Origin of the sequence: Janibacter sp. RAF52 (genome assembly GCF_052114035.1) — a bacterium.
Taxonomy (GTDB): Bacteria; Actinomycetota; Actinomycetes; order Actinomycetales; family Dermatophilaceae; genus Janibacter; species Janibacter hoylei.
This window is the reverse complement of record NZ_JBFRDY010000002.1, coordinates 61,714-75,295: the sequence shown is the minus strand read 5'-3', so window position 1 is coordinate 75,295 and position 13,582 is coordinate 61,714. Positions and strand designations below refer to the sequence as shown.

At 72.8% G+C, this 13,582-nt stretch carries 19 protein-coding genes; 13 read left to right on the top strand and 6 right to left on the bottom strand.

All coding sequences use genetic code 11. The features are described 5' to 3' along the window. The first annotated feature begins 6 nt into the window (after nt 1-6). From AB4Y78_RS02815 to AB4Y78_RS02800, 4 genes are read left to right on the top strand one after another with little or no spacing between them, the layout of a single operon-like run. Nucleotides 7-996 carry an asparaginase gene (locus tag AB4Y78_RS02815; protein WP_306512091.1) on the top strand — a complete coding sequence of 330 codons (990 nt, stop codon included), beginning with the start codon at nt 7-9 and terminating at the stop codon, nt 994-996. Then, the gene (gene dtd / locus AB4Y78_RS02810) at nt 993-1,421 is read left to right on the top strand and encodes a D-aminoacyl-tRNA deacylase (RefSeq protein WP_282070605.1); all 429 of its coding nucleotides are present in this window, start codon (nt 993-995) and stop codon (nt 1,419-1,421) included. Before AB4Y78_RS02815 ends, dtd begins: the two co-directional genes overlap by 4 nt. A 9-nt stretch (nt 1,422-1,430) precedes the next feature. Then, a complete protein-coding gene (locus tag AB4Y78_RS02805; RefSeq protein WP_265230576.1) occupies nt 1,431-1,724 on the top strand; it encodes a DUF2516 family protein in 294 nt (97 codons plus the stop codon). A gap of 49 nt (nt 1,725-1,773) precedes the next feature. Beyond that, entirely contained in the window at nt 1,774-2,139 is a 366-nt protein-coding gene (locus AB4Y78_RS02800; RefSeq protein WP_282070606.1) for a phosphomannose isomerase type II C-terminal cupin domain, read from the top strand. Here AB4Y78_RS02800 and AB4Y78_RS02795 read toward each other — a convergent pair. Continuing rightward, nucleotides 2,127-2,939 (bottom strand): class I SAM-dependent methyltransferase, encoded by an 813-nt coding sequence (locus tag AB4Y78_RS02795; RefSeq protein WP_282070607.1) that lies wholly within the window; start codon nt 2,937-2,939, stop codon nt 2,127-2,129. The genes AB4Y78_RS02800 and AB4Y78_RS02795 overlap by 13 nt on opposite strands. A 73-nt stretch (nt 2,940-3,012) precedes the next feature. Here AB4Y78_RS02795 and AB4Y78_RS02790 point away from each other — a divergent pair, with 73 nt between their 5' ends. Genes AB4Y78_RS02790 through AB4Y78_RS02775 form a run of 4 tightly spaced genes read left to right on the top strand, consistent with a single transcriptional unit; the run spans nt 3,013 to nt 6,308 of the window. Next, entirely contained in the window at nt 3,013-3,753 is a 741-nt protein-coding gene (locus tag AB4Y78_RS02790; RefSeq protein WP_282070608.1) for a hypothetical protein, read from the top strand. Then, nucleotides 3,750-5,030, top strand: a complete 1,281-nt coding sequence (gene mshA, locus AB4Y78_RS02785) for a D-inositol-3-phosphate glycosyltransferase (protein ID WP_282070609.1) — start codon at nt 3,750-3,752, stop codon at nt 5,028-5,030. Before AB4Y78_RS02790 ends, mshA begins: the two co-directional genes overlap by 4 nt. Then, nucleotides 5,027-5,551, top strand: a complete 525-nt coding sequence (locus AB4Y78_RS02780; protein ID WP_007927264.1) for a YbjN domain-containing protein — start codon at nt 5,027-5,029, stop codon at nt 5,549-5,551. Before mshA ends, AB4Y78_RS02780 begins: the two co-directional genes overlap by 4 nt. 22 nt (nt 5,552-5,573) lie before the next feature. Further along, nucleotides 5,574-6,308 carry a phosphoglyceromutase gene (locus AB4Y78_RS02775; RefSeq protein ID WP_007927262.1) on the top strand — a complete coding sequence of 245 codons (735 nt, stop codon included), beginning with the start codon at nt 5,574-5,576 and terminating at the stop codon, nt 6,306-6,308. A 61-nt stretch (nt 6,309-6,369) separates the two neighbouring features. Here AB4Y78_RS02775 and phoU read toward each other — a convergent pair whose 3' ends face one another. Next, on the bottom strand, nt 6,370-7,044 hold the full coding sequence (phoU, locus tag AB4Y78_RS02770) for a phosphate signaling complex protein PhoU (protein WP_040881213.1): 675 nt from the start codon (nt 7,042-7,044) through the stop codon (nt 6,370-6,372). Between the two features lie 156 nt (nt 7,045-7,200). Between phoU and AB4Y78_RS02765 the strand changes: the two genes are divergently transcribed. Both AB4Y78_RS02765 and AB4Y78_RS02760 read left to right on the top strand, forming a co-directional pair. Continuing rightward, on the top strand, nt 7,201-8,373 hold the full coding sequence (locus AB4Y78_RS02765) for a sensor histidine kinase (protein WP_007927257.1): 1,173 nt from the start codon (nt 7,201-7,203) through the stop codon (nt 8,371-8,373). After that, nucleotides 8,373-9,053 (top strand): response regulator transcription factor, encoded by a 681-nt coding sequence (locus AB4Y78_RS02760; RefSeq protein ID WP_007927255.1) that lies wholly within the window; start codon nt 8,373-8,375, stop codon nt 9,051-9,053. Before AB4Y78_RS02765 ends, AB4Y78_RS02760 begins: the two co-directional genes overlap by 1 nt. Before the next feature lie 28 nt (nt 9,054-9,081). On the opposite strand, the gene AB4Y78_RS02755 is transcribed toward AB4Y78_RS02760, so the two are convergent. Beyond that, the gene (locus AB4Y78_RS02755; RefSeq protein ID WP_282070611.1) at nt 9,082-9,603 is read right to left on the bottom strand and encodes a hypothetical protein; all 522 of its coding nucleotides are present in this window, start codon (nt 9,601-9,603) and stop codon (nt 9,082-9,084) included. Between the two features lie 155 nt (nt 9,604-9,758). Here AB4Y78_RS02755 and AB4Y78_RS02750 point away from each other — a divergent pair, with 155 nt between their 5' ends. Next, on the top strand, nt 9,759-10,241 hold the full coding sequence (locus AB4Y78_RS02750) for a CarD family transcriptional regulator (protein ID WP_007927253.1): 483 nt from the start codon (nt 9,759-9,761) through the stop codon (nt 10,239-10,241). Nucleotides 10,242-10,285: 44 nt separating this feature from the next. Beyond that, nucleotides 10,286-10,948: a 2-C-methyl-D-erythritol 4-phosphate cytidylyltransferase gene (ispD, locus tag AB4Y78_RS02745; protein WP_282070612.1), complete on the top strand. Its 663-nt coding sequence runs from the start codon at nt 10,286-10,288 to the stop codon at nt 10,946-10,948. Here ispD and AB4Y78_RS02740 read toward each other — a convergent pair. Then, on the bottom strand, nt 10,920-11,984 hold the full coding sequence (locus AB4Y78_RS02740) for an NAD(P)-binding domain-containing protein (protein ID WP_441714966.1): 1,065 nt from the start codon (nt 11,982-11,984) through the stop codon (nt 10,920-10,922). The two genes, ispD and AB4Y78_RS02740, sit on opposite strands and share 29 nt — an antisense overlap. A gap of 55 nt (nt 11,985-12,039) precedes the next feature. On the opposite strand from AB4Y78_RS02740, the gene ispF reads away from it, so the two are divergent. Further along, nucleotides 12,040-12,540 (top strand): 2-C-methyl-D-erythritol 2,4-cyclodiphosphate synthase, encoded by a 501-nt coding sequence (gene ispF / locus AB4Y78_RS02735; RefSeq protein ID WP_040881212.1) that lies wholly within the window; start codon nt 12,040-12,042, stop codon nt 12,538-12,540. 4 nt (nt 12,541-12,544) lie between these two features. Here the strand turns inward: ispF and AB4Y78_RS02730 are convergent, their stop codons facing one another. Together AB4Y78_RS02730 and AB4Y78_RS02725 are read right to left on the bottom strand one after the other, a co-directional pair. After that, nucleotides 12,545-13,243, bottom strand: a complete 699-nt coding sequence (locus AB4Y78_RS02730) for a type 1 glutamine amidotransferase (RefSeq protein ID WP_441714909.1) — start codon at nt 13,241-13,243, stop codon at nt 12,545-12,547. After that, nucleotides 13,240-13,566, bottom strand: a complete 327-nt coding sequence (locus AB4Y78_RS02725; protein WP_007927248.1) for a hypothetical protein — start codon at nt 13,564-13,566, stop codon at nt 13,240-13,242. Before AB4Y78_RS02725 ends, AB4Y78_RS02730 begins: the two co-directional genes overlap by 4 nt. Nucleotides 13,567-13,582 lie beyond the last annotated feature (16 nt).

Sequence of the window (13,582 nt, the reverse complement as noted above, 5' to 3'; positions counted from 1 at the left end):
CGGCGGGTGACCGCTCAGGCCCCCGACACCACAGCTCTCGACGACGCCCCCGTGCTGGTCCACGTGACCCGCGGGGGCTTCGTCGAGTCCGCCCACCGCGCGACGCTCGTCGCCACGGACCCCGGTGGGGGGACCCCCCTTCGCCACGGCCGGGTCGACGACCCCGTGCTGCCACGGTCCTCGCTCAAGCCGATCCAGGCGCTCGCGATGGTCCGGCACGGCCTCGACCTGCCGCCGCACCTGCTCGCACTCGTGTGCTCGAGCCACTCCGCGGAGCAGGTCCACCGCGAGGGGGCCGCCGAGATCCTCGCGACGGTGGGTCTCGACCTCTCTGCCCTGCGCAACACGCCCGCCTTGCCGCTCGGCGAGCTCGAGCACGCGCGGTGGCTGGCCGGCGGTCGCGGCCCGGAGCCGGTCGCCCAGGACTGCTCGGGCAAGCACGCGGGCATGCTCGCGACGTGCCGGGTCAACGACTGGCCGACCGAGACCTACCTCGACCCCGAGCACCCGCTGCAGCAGGCGATCCGGGCGACGACCGACGAGGTCGTCGGCGAGGTGACCCACACGACGGTCGACGGGTGCGGCGCGCCGCTCTTCGCGGTCCCGCTGCGCGGGCTGGCCGCCTCCTTCGGACGGCTCGCCGCCGCGGAGCCCACGACGGACGAAGGGAGGGTCGCCGACGCCATGCGCACGGCCCCCCACATGGTCGGCGGCACCGATCGGGACGTCACCCAGTTCATGCAGGCCGTGCCGGGGCTCATCGCCAAGGACGGCGCCGAGTCGGTCTACGCGGCCGGACTGGCCGACGGGCGCGGCGTGGCGGTCAAGGTCGCCGACGGGGCGCCCTTCTCCCGGGCCCGGCGGGGGCTGCTCGCCCAGGCCCTCCTGACGCTCGGCGTCGACACCCCCGGGCTGCGGGACCTGGCCGACCAGCCGGTGCTCGGGCACGGCCGACCCGTCGGGGCCGTCGAGGTGCTCGACCTGCGCACCCCGTGAGGACGGTGCTGCAGCGGGTGACCTCGGCTCGGGTCACGGTGGCGGGCGAGGTCGTCGGCGAGATCGGCGAGGGGCTCGTCGCGCTCGTCGGGGTGACCCACGACGACGGGCCGGAGGAGATCGCGACGACGGTGCGCAAGATCGCCCAGCTGCGCCTGCTGCGCGACGAGACCTCGGTCCTCGACCGGGGCGCGCAGGTCCTCGTCGTCAGCCAGTTCACCCTCCACGCCGACGTGCGCAAGGGGCGGCGGCCGTCGTGGAATGCCTCGGCCCCCGGCCCGGTGGCCGAGCCGGTCGTCGCGGCCGTCGCCGACGGACTGCGCGATCTCGGGGTGTCGGTCGCGACCGGACGGTTCGGCGCGGACATGGCGATCGACATCCACGCCGACGGTCCGGTGACCATCGTCCTCGACGTGCCCGCCTAGGCTGCCGACGTGCAGATCTTCAGCGACATCCAGGCGACGATCGTCCTCATCCTGTCCCTCCTCGCGCTCGGGGCCGAGGTCTTCGCCCTGGTCCACGCGGTGCGGCAACGGCCCGATGCCTTCACGGCGACCGGCAAGCAGTCCAAGACCTTCTGGGTCGCGGCCCTGGCGATCGCCACGCTCATGGGGCTCGCCGCGGTCGGCGGCGTCGGCCTGCTCGCGATCATCGGCATCGTCGTCGCGGGGGTCTACCTCGCCGACGTCCGCCCGGCGATCGACGAGATCCTCGGTCGCCGCCGGTGAGTCGTGCACAATGGCGATCGATCAGCGACCACGATCCAGGGGAGATGTCGTGACCAACCTGCCGGACCCGCGCGAGGCCATGTTCGTCTCGGAGCGCCCGTGGGGCAGCTTCCAGCAGTTCACCCTCAACGAGCCGACGACGGTCAAGGTCATCACGGTCAACCCCGGGCAGCGCCTCTCCCTGCAGACCCACCAGCACCGGGCCGAGTTCTGGCAGGTGCTCGACGGGCCGATCGACGTCACCGTGGGTGACGAGACGTGGAGCGCCCAGCCGGGCGAGCAGGTGTGGATCGCGCAGGGTCAGGTCCACCGCATGGGCAACTCCGGCGAGCAGCCATGCCGGGTCCTCGAGGTCGGCTACGGCACCTTCGACGAGGACGACATCGTGCGTCTCGAGGACGACTACCAGCGCTGAGCCAGCGGTCCGCTGCGGGGGGCGACGGCCGCCCACGGCAGGGTCAGCTCGCCGAGCCGCCACCGGTCCCGGCCCCCGACGACCGGGGCTACCGCCGCGACCTGACCGAAGGCGGCCACCGCCTGCTGCCGTGCCCCGTACGGCGCGAAGGGAGCGGCCCGGCGCCACGCGTCGTCGACGAGACGGAGCAGGTCGTGGACCGGCTCGCCGGGGACGTTGCGGTGGATGAGCGCCTTGGGCAGGCGCTCGGCGACGACCGAAGGGAGCCGGTGCGCGTCGAGGTCGCGCAGCCGCCACGACAGCGTGAGCGTCTGCGGGCCGTCGGCGTCGAGCGTGACCCAGCTGCCGAGCCGGCCGAGCTCGTCGCACGTGCCCTCGACGAGCAGGCCGCGCGGGTCGAGCCGGGCGAGCATCGTGCGCCACGGCCCCTCGACCTCGGTCTCGTCGTACTGGCGCAGCACGTTGAAGGCCCGCACGATCCGCGCCGGCCGCCCCGGCACCTCGAAGCCACCGAGCCTGAAGTCCACGCCGGGCCGGGCCCAGGCCTGCGCCGACGCGACCCGCTCGGGGTCGATCTCCAGCCCGGTGACCGTCGCGCCGGGGCGGACCGCCTGCACGCGGTCGGCCCACTCGACGGTCGTCACGCCGGAGGCGCCGTGGCCGAGGTCGACGAGGTGGGGCGGGTCCCCCTTCGTCAGACGGTCGCGGTGGGTCGCGAGCAACCACCGGTCGCAACGGCGCAGCCGGTTGGGGTTGGTCGTCCCTCGGGTGATGCTGCCGAGGGGGCGGGGACTGGACACGCAGGCAGCGTAGGTCCTCGCGCGAACTAGGCTGACGAATGTGTGGCGAGCGGACCGACGGGTGAGCTGGAGCATGGTGTCCTTGCTCCTCTCGCTCAGTGCTGCCCTCGTGCTCGCCGCGGTCATCTGGGTCCCGCCGGCGCTCGGCCGTGACTCGGGCCTGCGGCCGGTCCAGCCCGGGCTGCTCGTCGTGGCCCCCGAGGCGAGCGGCGTCGTGACCCTCGGCCAGGGGCGCGCGGCCCAGCTCGACGGGACCGGGCTGCGGGTGACCAACGGTGGCCGCGTCCTCTTCCGCACCGTGCGCGGCGGCTCACCGGTCTCCGCGCTGACCGGTCACGTCGAGGGCACGGGCAAGGAGCGCACCGAGGCCATCGATGCCACGTGGAGCAACCTGCGCGTGGACCGTCTGTCCATCCGGGCGGGCGAGGTCACCTGGTCGGGCGAGCTCACCGACGACGAGGGCCGGCTGCCGGTGACGATGACGGTCCGGCTGCAGGCCTCGCGCATCTCCCTGACCGTCGAGGCGAAGGGGGCCGACGCCGTCGTCGTGCACTCCGCCCAGGAGCTCGGGACGGTCGGCCGCGGGCCGGGTCTGCCCGACCGTCTGCTGCGCAAGCGGGCGTGGTGGGTCGGGGAGAGCGCCGTGTCGGTCGCCGACGCCTACGCGACGGACCTCGGGACGGTCATCGGCCTCGGGCCGGGGCCGGCCCACCGCGGGGTCGACCTGCGGCGCACGGGGCACACCGACCTGCACACGTGGTCGCCGAGCGCGACCGTGACGATGACGAGCTACCGGAGGACGGTGGAGCAGTGACCGGACGACCCATCCGGCGGGTGGCGATGATCAGCGTGCACACCTCGCCCCTCGCCCAGCCCGGCACCGGTGACGCGGGCGGGCTCAACGTCTACGTCGTCGAGTCCGCGCGCGAGCTCGCGGCGCGGGGTGTCGAGGTGGAGATCTTCACCCGGCGCACGGCGACGGACCTGCCCGACGCGGTGGAGATGCTGCCCGGGGTGACGGTGCGCCACGTGGACGCCGGGCCCTACGAGGGCCTCGTCAAGGAGGATCTGCCCGGGCAGCTGTGCGCCTTCGCCGCCGGCATGATGCGCGAGATCGCGCGGGTCCCCGCGGGGCACTACGACGTCGCGCACTCGCACTACTGGCTCTCCGGGCAGGTGGGCTGGCTCGTCGCCGAGCGGTGGCAGGTCCCGCTCGTCCACACGATGCACACGATGGCGCGGGTGAAGAACCGTCAGCTCGCCGCGGACGACGTGCCCGAGCCCCCCGGCCGGGAGATCGGTGAGGCCCAGGTCGTCGAGATCGCCGACCGGCTCGTCGCCAACACCGAACAGGAGGCGGCCGAGCTCGTCGAGTACTACGACGCCGACCTGCAGCGCGTCGTCGTCGTGCCGCCTGGGGTCGACCTCGACCGCTTCGCACCGGGCGACCGGAGTGCGGCGCGGGCCCGGGTGGGCCTGCGCGAGGACGCGCTCGTCCTTCTCTTCGTCGGCCGGATCCAGCCGCTCAAGGCACCCGACGTCCTCGTCCGGGCCGCCGCGCAGATCCTCGAGCAGCGCCCCGAGCTGCGTGACCGGCTCGTCGTCGCCGTGCTCGGCGGTGCCTCCGGGCGCGGGCTGAGCGCCCCCGACCGCCTGCAGCGTCTCGGCGAGGAGCTCGGGGTCGGTGACGTGCTCCACCTGTCGGCCCCGGTGAGCCGCAGCGAGCTCGCCGACTGGTACCGGGCTGCCGACCTGGTCGCGGTGCCCTCGTACACCGAGTCCTTCGGTCTCGTCGCCGTCGAGGCCCAGGCCTCGGGCGCCGTGGTCCTCGCCGCCCAGGTGGGTGGCCTCCCGACGGCCGTCGGCGACGCGGGGGTCCTCGTCCCCGACCACGACCCGACGACGTGGGCCGAGGCGATGCTCCGCATCATCGACGACCCCGACCTGGCCGCGGACCTGCGAGGCCGGGCACGCCGGCACGCCGAAGGCTTCGGCTGGTCCGATACCGTCGACCGGCTGCTCGACGTCTACGAAGACGCCGTCGCCGAGCACAGTGCCGTCAACGCCGAGCCCCTGGAGGTGGCCCGATGACCGAGCAGACCGAGCGCGAGCGCGCTCTCGACGTCGTGACCCGCGTGGTGACCGAGGCCGAGCTGGAGCACGAAGGGGGTGCCCGTGATGGCGAGCTCGTCGTCACCCTCCCGGGGGAGAAGAAGCTCAAGACCGTCGTCTCGCTCGTCGTCGGCGAGAGCGCCCTGTCCGTCTCGGCCTTCGTCATCCGCAATGCGGACGAGCAGCACGAGCGCTTCTACCGCTACCTGCTGCGGCGCAACCTGCGCATGCCCCTGCTCGCCTACTCGATCGACGCCTCCGGTGACGTCTACGTCGGGGGGAGGGTCCCCCTTCGTGCCGTGACGGAGGAGCTCGTCGACCAGGTGCTCGGCGTCGTGCTCGAGGCGGCCGACGCGCCCTTCAACGAGTTGCTGCTCCTCGGCTTCCGCACGTCGATGCAGAAGGAGTGGGACTGGCGCGTCTCGCGCGGCGAGTCCCTGCGCAACCTCGAGGCCTTCCGGTCGGTGCTCGAGCACCCGGACGGGTCCGCGCAGGACTGACGGCGTCGTTACGCTGTGCGCCATGTCGACTCTCATCCTGCTCCGCCACGGCCGCTCCGACTGGAACGAGAAGAACCTCTTCACCGGATGGGTCGACGTCGACCTCATCGACAAGGGCCGTGAGGAGGCCGTCCGCGGAGGCCGCCTCATCAAGGAGTCGGGCCTGCTGCCCGACGTCGTCCACACCTCGGTGCTGCGCCGCGCGATCACGACGGCCAACCTGGCCCTCGACGCCGCCGACCGCCACTGGATCCCCGTGCGCCGCGACTGGCGGCTCAACGAGCGCCACTACGGCGCCCTGCAGGGCCTGGACAAGGCGGCGACCCGGGACAAGTACGGCGACGAGCAGTTCATGCTCTGGCGCCGCAGCTTCGACACCCCGCCGCCGGCCATCGAGCCCGACGACGAGTACGCCCAGACCGACGACCCGCGCTACGCGGACCTGCCCGAGGTGCCGCGCACGGAGTGCCTCAAGGACGTCATCGCCCGCCTCATGCCGTACTGGGAGGGCCCGATCCGGGAGGACCTGACCGCTGGCCGCACCGTGCTCGTCACCGCCCACGGCAACTCGCTGCGCGCGCTCGTCAAGCACCTCGACGGGATCAGCGACGAGGACATCGCGGCGCTCAACATCCCCACGGGCATGCCGCTCGTCTACGACCTCGGTGAGGACTTCATGCCGACGCGTCCGGGCGAGTACCTCGACCCCGAGGCAGCGGCCGCCGAGGCGGCCGCGGTGGCCAACCAGGGTCGCTGACCCGACCGCACGAGTGAGGGCCCGCCGACGTCACGTCGGCGGGCCCTCACCGTCGGGGCGATCAGCTGCGCTCGGACTCCTCGGGCAGCTCGACGGCGCCGGCCTGACCCGTGACGAGGAAGTTGACGCGTCGCGCGACGGTGACGGCGTGGTCGCCGAAGCGCTCGAAGTAGCGGCTGAGGAGGGCGACGTCGACGGCACTCGTCGTGCCGTGCTGCCAGGCGCCCTCGGCGAGCAGGGTGAACATCTCGCGGTGGAGGACGTCGAGCTCGTCGTCGATCCGCTCGATCTCGCCGGCCGCCGCGACGTCCTGGCTGAGGATGACCGCGGCGACCTCGGTGACGATCCGCTCGGCGATGCTGCCCATGCGCATGAAGGTCTCGCGCAGCTCGGTGGGGACGGCCTGCTCGGGGTAGCGCATGCGCGCGACCTGGGCGACGTGGCGGGCGAGGTCGCCCATGCGCTCGAGGTCACTCGACATGCGCATGGAGGCGACGACCGTGCGCAGGTCGCTCGCGACCGGCGCCTGTCGGGCGAGCAGGTCGACCGAGCGGGCGTCGAGGTCGTTGCGGCGGTCGTCGATGGCCCGGTCGCCCTCGATGACCCGGTCGGCGAGCTGCACGTCCGCCTCGAGGAGGGCCTCGGTCGACTGGCGGATCGCGGTGGCGACGAGCCCGGCCAGCTCGACGAGGTCGCTCGCGATCTGCTCGAGCTCGTCGTGGAAGATCTGGCGCATGGTGTCCCCTTCGTCGGTGTGCACGGGCAGGTGCCCGGGCCAGTGAACGCGGTCGCGGTGAACATCCTGCGGCGGGCAGGTGAACACCGCAGGAGGTCGTCTCGCGACCGCTCGCCCGGTGTCAGTGTGCCCTGACGGAGAAGTACTCTCGGTGACGTGCAGCCTACGACCGCGGCAATTCTCGGTGGCGTCGCCGGCCTGCTCATCGGCTTCCTCGTCTGGGCCGCGATCACCATGAGTGACCGCGAACGCGCCGCCGCCCCAGAGCCGGAGCCGGAGGTGCCCCACGGCGTCGGCGACGTCCTTGCCGTGCTGCGCTCCTCCGGGGTCGTCGTCGACCGTGCTGGCCGCGTCATCACGACCTCGCCCGCCGCGGTGACCTACGGGCTCGTGCGACACGGACAGCTCGTCCACCCGGAGATCGCGTCCATGGTCGAGCAGGTGGCCCGTGACGGCGTGATCCGCGAGGCGCAGCTCGAGCTGGCCCGCCCCGGGCTGAGCACCCTCGTCTACGTGTCGGCGCGCGTCGCGCCGCTCGGGGCGAAGAACCTCCTGCTGCTCGTCGACGACCAGACCCACGGGCGGCGCGTCGAGGAGACCCGCCGCGACTTCGTCGCCAACGTCAGCCACGAGCTCAAGACGCCGGTCGGGGGCATCTCTTTGCTCGCCGAGGCCGTCATGGACGCCAAGGACGACCCGCAGGCCGTCGACCGCTTCGCACGGCGCATGCAGGGCGAGGCGGTGCGTCTGTCGAGCCTGATCAAGGAGATCGTCGAGCTCTCGCGCCTGCAGGGCACGCCGGTGCTCCAGGACCCCGAGCTCGTCGAGATCGAGGACGTCGTCGCCCTGGCGCTCGACCACCTGCGGCTCGAGGCCGAGGCCAAGCAGATCACCCTGACCGACAAGGTCGCCGCGGACCTCTACGTCCGCGGTGACGAGGACATGCTCATCACGGCGGTGCGCAACCTCGTCGGCAATGCCATCTCGTACGCCGACGCCGGGACCGCCGTCGGGGTCGGTGCGCGACTGCAGGGCGACACGGTCGAGATCGCCGTCACCGACCAGGGGCCGGGCATCCCGGAGCACGAGCAGACCCGGATCTTCGAGCGCTTCTACCGGATGGACGCCGCCCGCTCCCGGGCCACCGGCGGGACCGGGCTCGGTCTGTCGATCGTCAAGCACATCTGCGCCAACCACGGAGGCGACATCCAGGTGTGGAGCGACGGCGACCACGGATCGACCTTCACCATCCGCCTGCCTGCCGCGGCCGAAACCCTGCAGGCCGACACACCACACTCACCCACCACCACCCCCAAGGAGTCCCGCTGATGACCCGCATCCTCGTGGTCGAGGACGAGGTGTCCTTCTCCGACCCCCTGTCCTACCTGCTCGATAAGGAGGGCTACGACGTCGCGGTCGCCGAGACCGGCCCCGACGCCATCACCGCCTTCGACGCCGACGGTGCGGACCTGGTCCTCCTCGACCTCATGCTCCCCGGCCTGTCGGGCATCGACGTGTGCCGGGCCATCCGGCAGCGGTCCAACGTGCCCGTCATCATGCTCACCGCCAAGGACGGTGAGATCGACAAGGTCGTCGGGCTCGAGATCGGTGCGGACGACTACGTCACCAAGCCCTACAGCTCGCGCGAGCTGCTCGCCCGGATCAAGGCGGTGCTGCGCCGCAACAACGAGCCGGAGGAGCTGCTGCCGGCGACGATCGAGGGCGGCCCGGTGCGGATGGACGTCGACCGGCACATCGTGGCGGTCGACGGCACGCAGATCTCGCTGCCGCTCAAGGAGTTCGAGCTGCTCGAGATGCTGCTGCGCAACGTCGGCCGGGTGCTCACCCGCGTGCAGCTCATCGATCGCGTGTGGGGGAGCGACTACGTCGGTGACACCAAGACCCTGGACGTGCACATCAAGCGGCTGCGGGCCAAGATCGAGCCCGACCCGGCCAAGCCGGTGCACATCGTCACCGTGCGCGGCCTGGGCTACAAGTTCGAGGGCTGAGCCCGCTCACSGTGAGMGSTCGAGCGGGTCAGTGACCTTCGGACTCGCCGTGCTCCTCCGTCGCGGACGGCGTGGGGGTGGGGGTCCAGCCCTCGGGTGCGTAGTCCTCGTAGTAGCCGGTGGGGTCGAGGACGGGGATGCTCACGGGAGTCGCGGCACCGCCGTCGCTCACCTCGACGTCGATCATGTCGCCTGGGGCGGCGGCGACCTTGCTCAGCGTCACCTTGTCCTCGGAGCTGAGGTTGACCGTGGCGTGGGCCGGGACCTTGGTCGAGGCCTTGCTGCCGCCGTTCACGGCGACCGTGAAGGTCAGCTCCTCGCCGCTGGTGTTTTCCACGGCACCGATGACGGTGGCGTCGCCGCCCTTCTCGCCGCTGACGAGGGCGAGATTGCGGACCTGCGCCCCGTCGAGGTCGACCGGGACGCCGTCGGCGAGCGCCATGGTCTCGGCGGTCTGGAAGGGGGAGTTGACCGAGCATCCAGCCGTGCCGGCAGCCAGGGCCACGGCGAGGGCGATGACGGGGGTGCGGGAGACGAGGTTGCGCTTCACGGGGCACAGCCTAGCGGGGGGCGGTGCCGGGGTCGTGCGGGGTCGCGTGACATGCCTCTCCGCGGGCGCGCGAGGGGCATTCTGCTCCCTCGGACGACTGTGCGACCTACGACACGCCGTGATAATCTGGAGGTCGCGAAAGGGGAAATCTCCACATGGTTTTCAAGGTCGGCGAGACGGTCGTGTACCCCCACCACGGGGCTGCTCTGATCGAAGAGATCAAGATTCGAAAGATCAAGGGTGAGGACAAGCAGTACCTCAAGCTCAAGGTGGCGCAGGGTGACCTGACCATCGAGGTGCCCGCCGAGAACTGCGACCTCGTGGGTGTCCGCGACGTCGTAGGCAAGGAGGGCCTCGACCGCGTCTTCGAGGTGCTGCGCACCCCGCACGCGGAGGAGCCGACCAACTGGTCGCGCCGCTACAAGGCCAACCTGGAAAAGCTGGCCTCGGGCGATGTCATCAAGGTGGCCGAGGTCGTCCGCGACCTGTGGCGCCGCGAGAAGGACCGCGGTCTGTCCGCCGGTGAGAAGCGGATGCTCGCCAAGGCGCGCCAGATCCTCGTCTCCGAGCTCGCGCTCGCCGAGAAGACGGACGAGGACAAGGCCGAGGTCATCCTCGACGAGGTCCTCGCGTCCTGAACGACTCACTGCTCCAGCAGTGCGACGCCCACACCGGTCACGGTGTGGGCGTCGTCGTCGTGGCTGCGGGGTCGGGCACGCGCCTGGGTGCCGACCGGCCCAAGGCCTTCGTCGAGCTGGCCGGGGTGACGATCCTCGAGCGCGCGGTGAGCGGGGCGCTCGAGACGACGCCGGCCGAGATCGCCGTCGTCGTGCCCGAGGACCTCGTCGGTGAGGCGAGCGCCCTCGTCGCCGGCCTCGACTCCGGTGCCACGCGCTGCGTGGTCGTGCCCGGTGGGGCCGAGCGCACCGACTCGGTCTCTGCCGGCCTGGCTGCGTTGTCGCCCACGGTCGACCGGGTGCTCGTCCACGACGCGGCCCGCTGCCTGACGCCTGCGACCGTCTTCTGGCGGGTGCTCGCTGCACTCGACGCCGGCGCGACCGGCGCCATCCCCGGGGTCCCGGTCGTCGACACCATCAAGGTCGTCGGCCCCGACGGGCGGATCACGGCCACTCCGCGCCGCGAGACGCTGCGCGCGGTGCAGACCCCGCAGGGCTTCGACCGGACCGTCCTCGCCGCGGCGCACGCGGCCGGCGCGGCGGCCACCGACGACGCGGCCATGGTCGAGGCACTCGGCCACGACGTGCTCGTCGTCGAGGGTGACGAGCGAGCGCTCAAGGTGACGACGCCAGCGGACCTCACCCGGGCGGAGCAGCTGCTCCGCTGAGCTGGCGACGGACGGCCAGGGCCGCCGCGCGGCCCGCCCGGTTGCCGCCGATCGTGCTGGCGGACGGGCCGTAGCCCACGAGCTGGACGCGCGGGTCGCGGGCCGCCGTCACGGAGGTCTGGACGTCGCGTGATCCGGGCAGCAGCGCGATGCCGCCGTGCTGGCTGCGCAGGCCGAGGGGTGCCAGGTGGCGCACCGCGGGGCGAAATCCGGTCGCCCACAGGATCGCGTCGGCCGCGACGAAGCTGCCGTCGGCCCAGCGCACCCCGTCACGCTCGATCCGATCGAAGATCGGCCGCCGCCGCTCGTAGACCCCGGTGCGGGCTGCGGCCATCTCCTGCGGCCGCAGCGACAGCCCGGTGACCGAGACGACGCTGGCGGGTGGTCTCCCTTCGCGCACCCGCTCCTCGACGAGCTCGATCGCCCGCCGTCCCGAGAACTCGTCGGTCCACACCGGTGGCCGCCGCGTCACCCAGGTGATCTCGGCGATCGTCGCGAGCTCGCCGATGAATTGGACGGCGGAGGCGCCGCCCCCGACGACGAGCACGCGCATGCCGCGGAAGTGCTCGCGGCCCGGGTAGGCGACGGTGTGCCACTGCTCCCCGGCGAAGTCGCGCTGGCCCGGGTAGGTCGGGACGAAGGGGTGGGTCCACGTCCCCGTCGCGTTGACGAGGGTGCGCGTGACCCAGGTCCGCTGTGCAGCGTGCACGTGGAGCATGCCGCCGACGTCGGTGACCCGGTCGACCCTGACCGGGCGGAGCACCGGCAGGTCGTGGGCCTGCTCGTAGTCGTCGAACCACCGGGCGATGACCTCGTTGGCGCGGTCGTGCGAGCCGCCCGGTGCAGGGGCGTCGGGCAGGTCGGCGACGCCGTGCACGTCGGCCATCGTCAGCGAGTCCCAGCGGTGCTGCCAGGCGCCGCCGGCGCGCTCGTTGGCGTCGAGCACGACGTGGCGGATGCCGAGCCGGCGCAGGTGGTGGCTGGCGGACAGCCCCGCCTGGCCGGCGCCGATGACGAGGGAGTCGAAGGGGGTCACGCTGCGTCCAACGCAGGTGCGGCCGCGCGTGATCCCCGGCTGCGAGACTGTCGCCATGAGTGCACACGAGGTCGCCCGGCTGCCGCGCACCGGGATCGGTGTCGACGTCCACGCCTTCGCGGCGCCGGACTCGGGCCGCGAGCTGTGGGTCGGTGGGCTGCTGTGGCCCGGCGAGGTCGGTCTCGAGGGGCACTCCGATGCCGACGTCGCCTGCCACGCGGCGTGCGACGCGCTCTTCGCCGCGGCGGGCATCGGTGACCTCGGTCAGCACTTCGGCACCGACCGCCCCGAGCTCGCGGGCGCCTCGGGCCTCACCCTGCTCGCCGAGGCGGCCCGGCTCGTGCGCGAGGCGGGCTACGAGATCGGCAACGTCGCCGTGCAGGTCGTCGCCAACCGCCCGAAGATCGGCACCCGTCGTCAGGAGGCCCAGCAGGCGATGTCCGCGGCGTGCGGTGCGCCCGTCAGCCTCAGCGGCACGACGACCGACGGACTCGGGCTCACCGGCCGGGGCGAGGGCGCGGCCGCCGTCGCGACCGCCCTCGTCGTCGGGGGCTGAGACCTCAGAGCAGCCGGGCGAAGGCCTCGGCGACCGGCCGCCACGCGGCCTCGACGGCCGGCTGTGCGTCGGCGACCGCGGCCAGCGCGGCGGGTACGTCGATGTCCGCCAGCTCGGGTGCCCCCGCGTCGGAGTCCGCCCACGCGGTGACGATGCCGAGGTTTGCCTCGGGGTGCCCCTGCACGCCCCAGACGGTGGGGGCCAGGCGGGCCAGGAGGAGGTCGCCGCGCTCGTTGTCGGCGAGGGCGACGGCGCCCTCGGGCAGTCGCGTGACGACGTCGTCGTTCCACTGCGGCACAGGCGCGCCGGCCGCTCCGGCGAGCACGGGGTCGTCGGCGAGCGAGCCGGTGCCGGCGACCGTCAGGACACCGAGGGTGCGCCCGCCGGGGTTGCGACCGACCTCGCCGCCGAGGGCGACCGCGGCCAGCTGGTGGCCCAGGCAGATGCCGAGGGTGGGGGTGGCCCCCTTCGCCGCGGTGGTGATGAGCTGACGCACGGCCGGCAGCCACGGGGCCACTTCGTCGTCGCGGCAGCCCATCTGGCCGCCGAGGACGAGCAGGCCGTCGTGACCCGACAGGTCGATCGGCAGGGAGTCGCCGGAGTCGGGGCGGCGCACGTCGAGCTCGACGCCGGCGTCAGTGAGCCAGTCGCCGAAGCGGCCCGGAGGGCACGTCCGCTGGTGCTGGACGACGAGCAGGCTCATCGCGGGGTGACCGTCGGTCGGCGGCCGGTGAAGGCGCCCGCTGCGAGCAGCCCCAGCGCCAGGACGTCGAGCACGAGGGTGGGGATCGAGGTGATCCACTGGAAGCGGTGGAAGTCGTGGTTCGCCAGCAGCAGCGTGGTCCCCAGGAGGCCCACGAGCTGCGCGAGGAGGAGTGCGGCGCAGCCGGCGATCACGAACTTCCACCACTGGCCGTCGTCCCGGCGCACGAGCGCGAGGACGGCGATGACGGTCGCCGTGATGGCGACCGGGAGGCTCCACGCGAGCCGGGTGAGCAGGACCTCGGCCAGCAGACTCGTATCCATGGCCAGACCCTATGCC

Bases quoted from the DNA above. Each gene is read 5' to 3' on its own strand.
- AB4Y78_RS02790 (WP_282070608.1), top strand. From the start codon at position 3,013: ATGGTGTCCTTGCTCCTCTCGCTCAGTGCTGCCCTCGTGCTCGCCGCG.
- AB4Y78_RS02780 (WP_007927264.1), top strand. From the start codon at position 5,027: ATGACCGAGCAGACCGAGCGCGAGCGCGCTCTCGACGTCGTGACCCGC.
- AB4Y78_RS02775 (WP_007927262.1), top strand. From the start codon at position 5,574: ATGTCGACTCTCATCCTGCTCCGCCACGGCCGCTCCGACTGGAACGAG.
- phoU (WP_040881213.1), bottom strand. From the start codon at position 7,044: ATGCGCCAGATCTTCCACGACGAGCTCGAGCAGATCGCGAGCGACCTC.
- AB4Y78_RS02760 (WP_007927255.1), top strand. From the start codon at position 8,373: ATGACCCGCATCCTCGTGGTCGAGGACGAGGTGTCCTTCTCCGACCCC.
- AB4Y78_RS02750 (WP_007927253.1), top strand. From the start codon at position 9,759: ATGGTTTTCAAGGTCGGCGAGACGGTCGTGTACCCCCACCACGGGGCT.
- ispF (WP_040881212.1), top strand. From the start codon at position 12,040: ATGAGTGCACACGAGGTCGCCCGGCTGCCGCGCACCGGGATCGGTGTC.
- AB4Y78_RS02730 (WP_441714909.1), bottom strand. From the start codon at position 13,243: ATGAGCCTGCTCGTCGTCCAGCACCAGCGGACGTGCCCTCCGGGCCGC.
- AB4Y78_RS02725 (WP_007927248.1), bottom strand. From the start codon at position 13,566: ATGGATACGAGTCTGCTGGCCGAGGTCCTGCTCACCCGGCTCGCGTGG.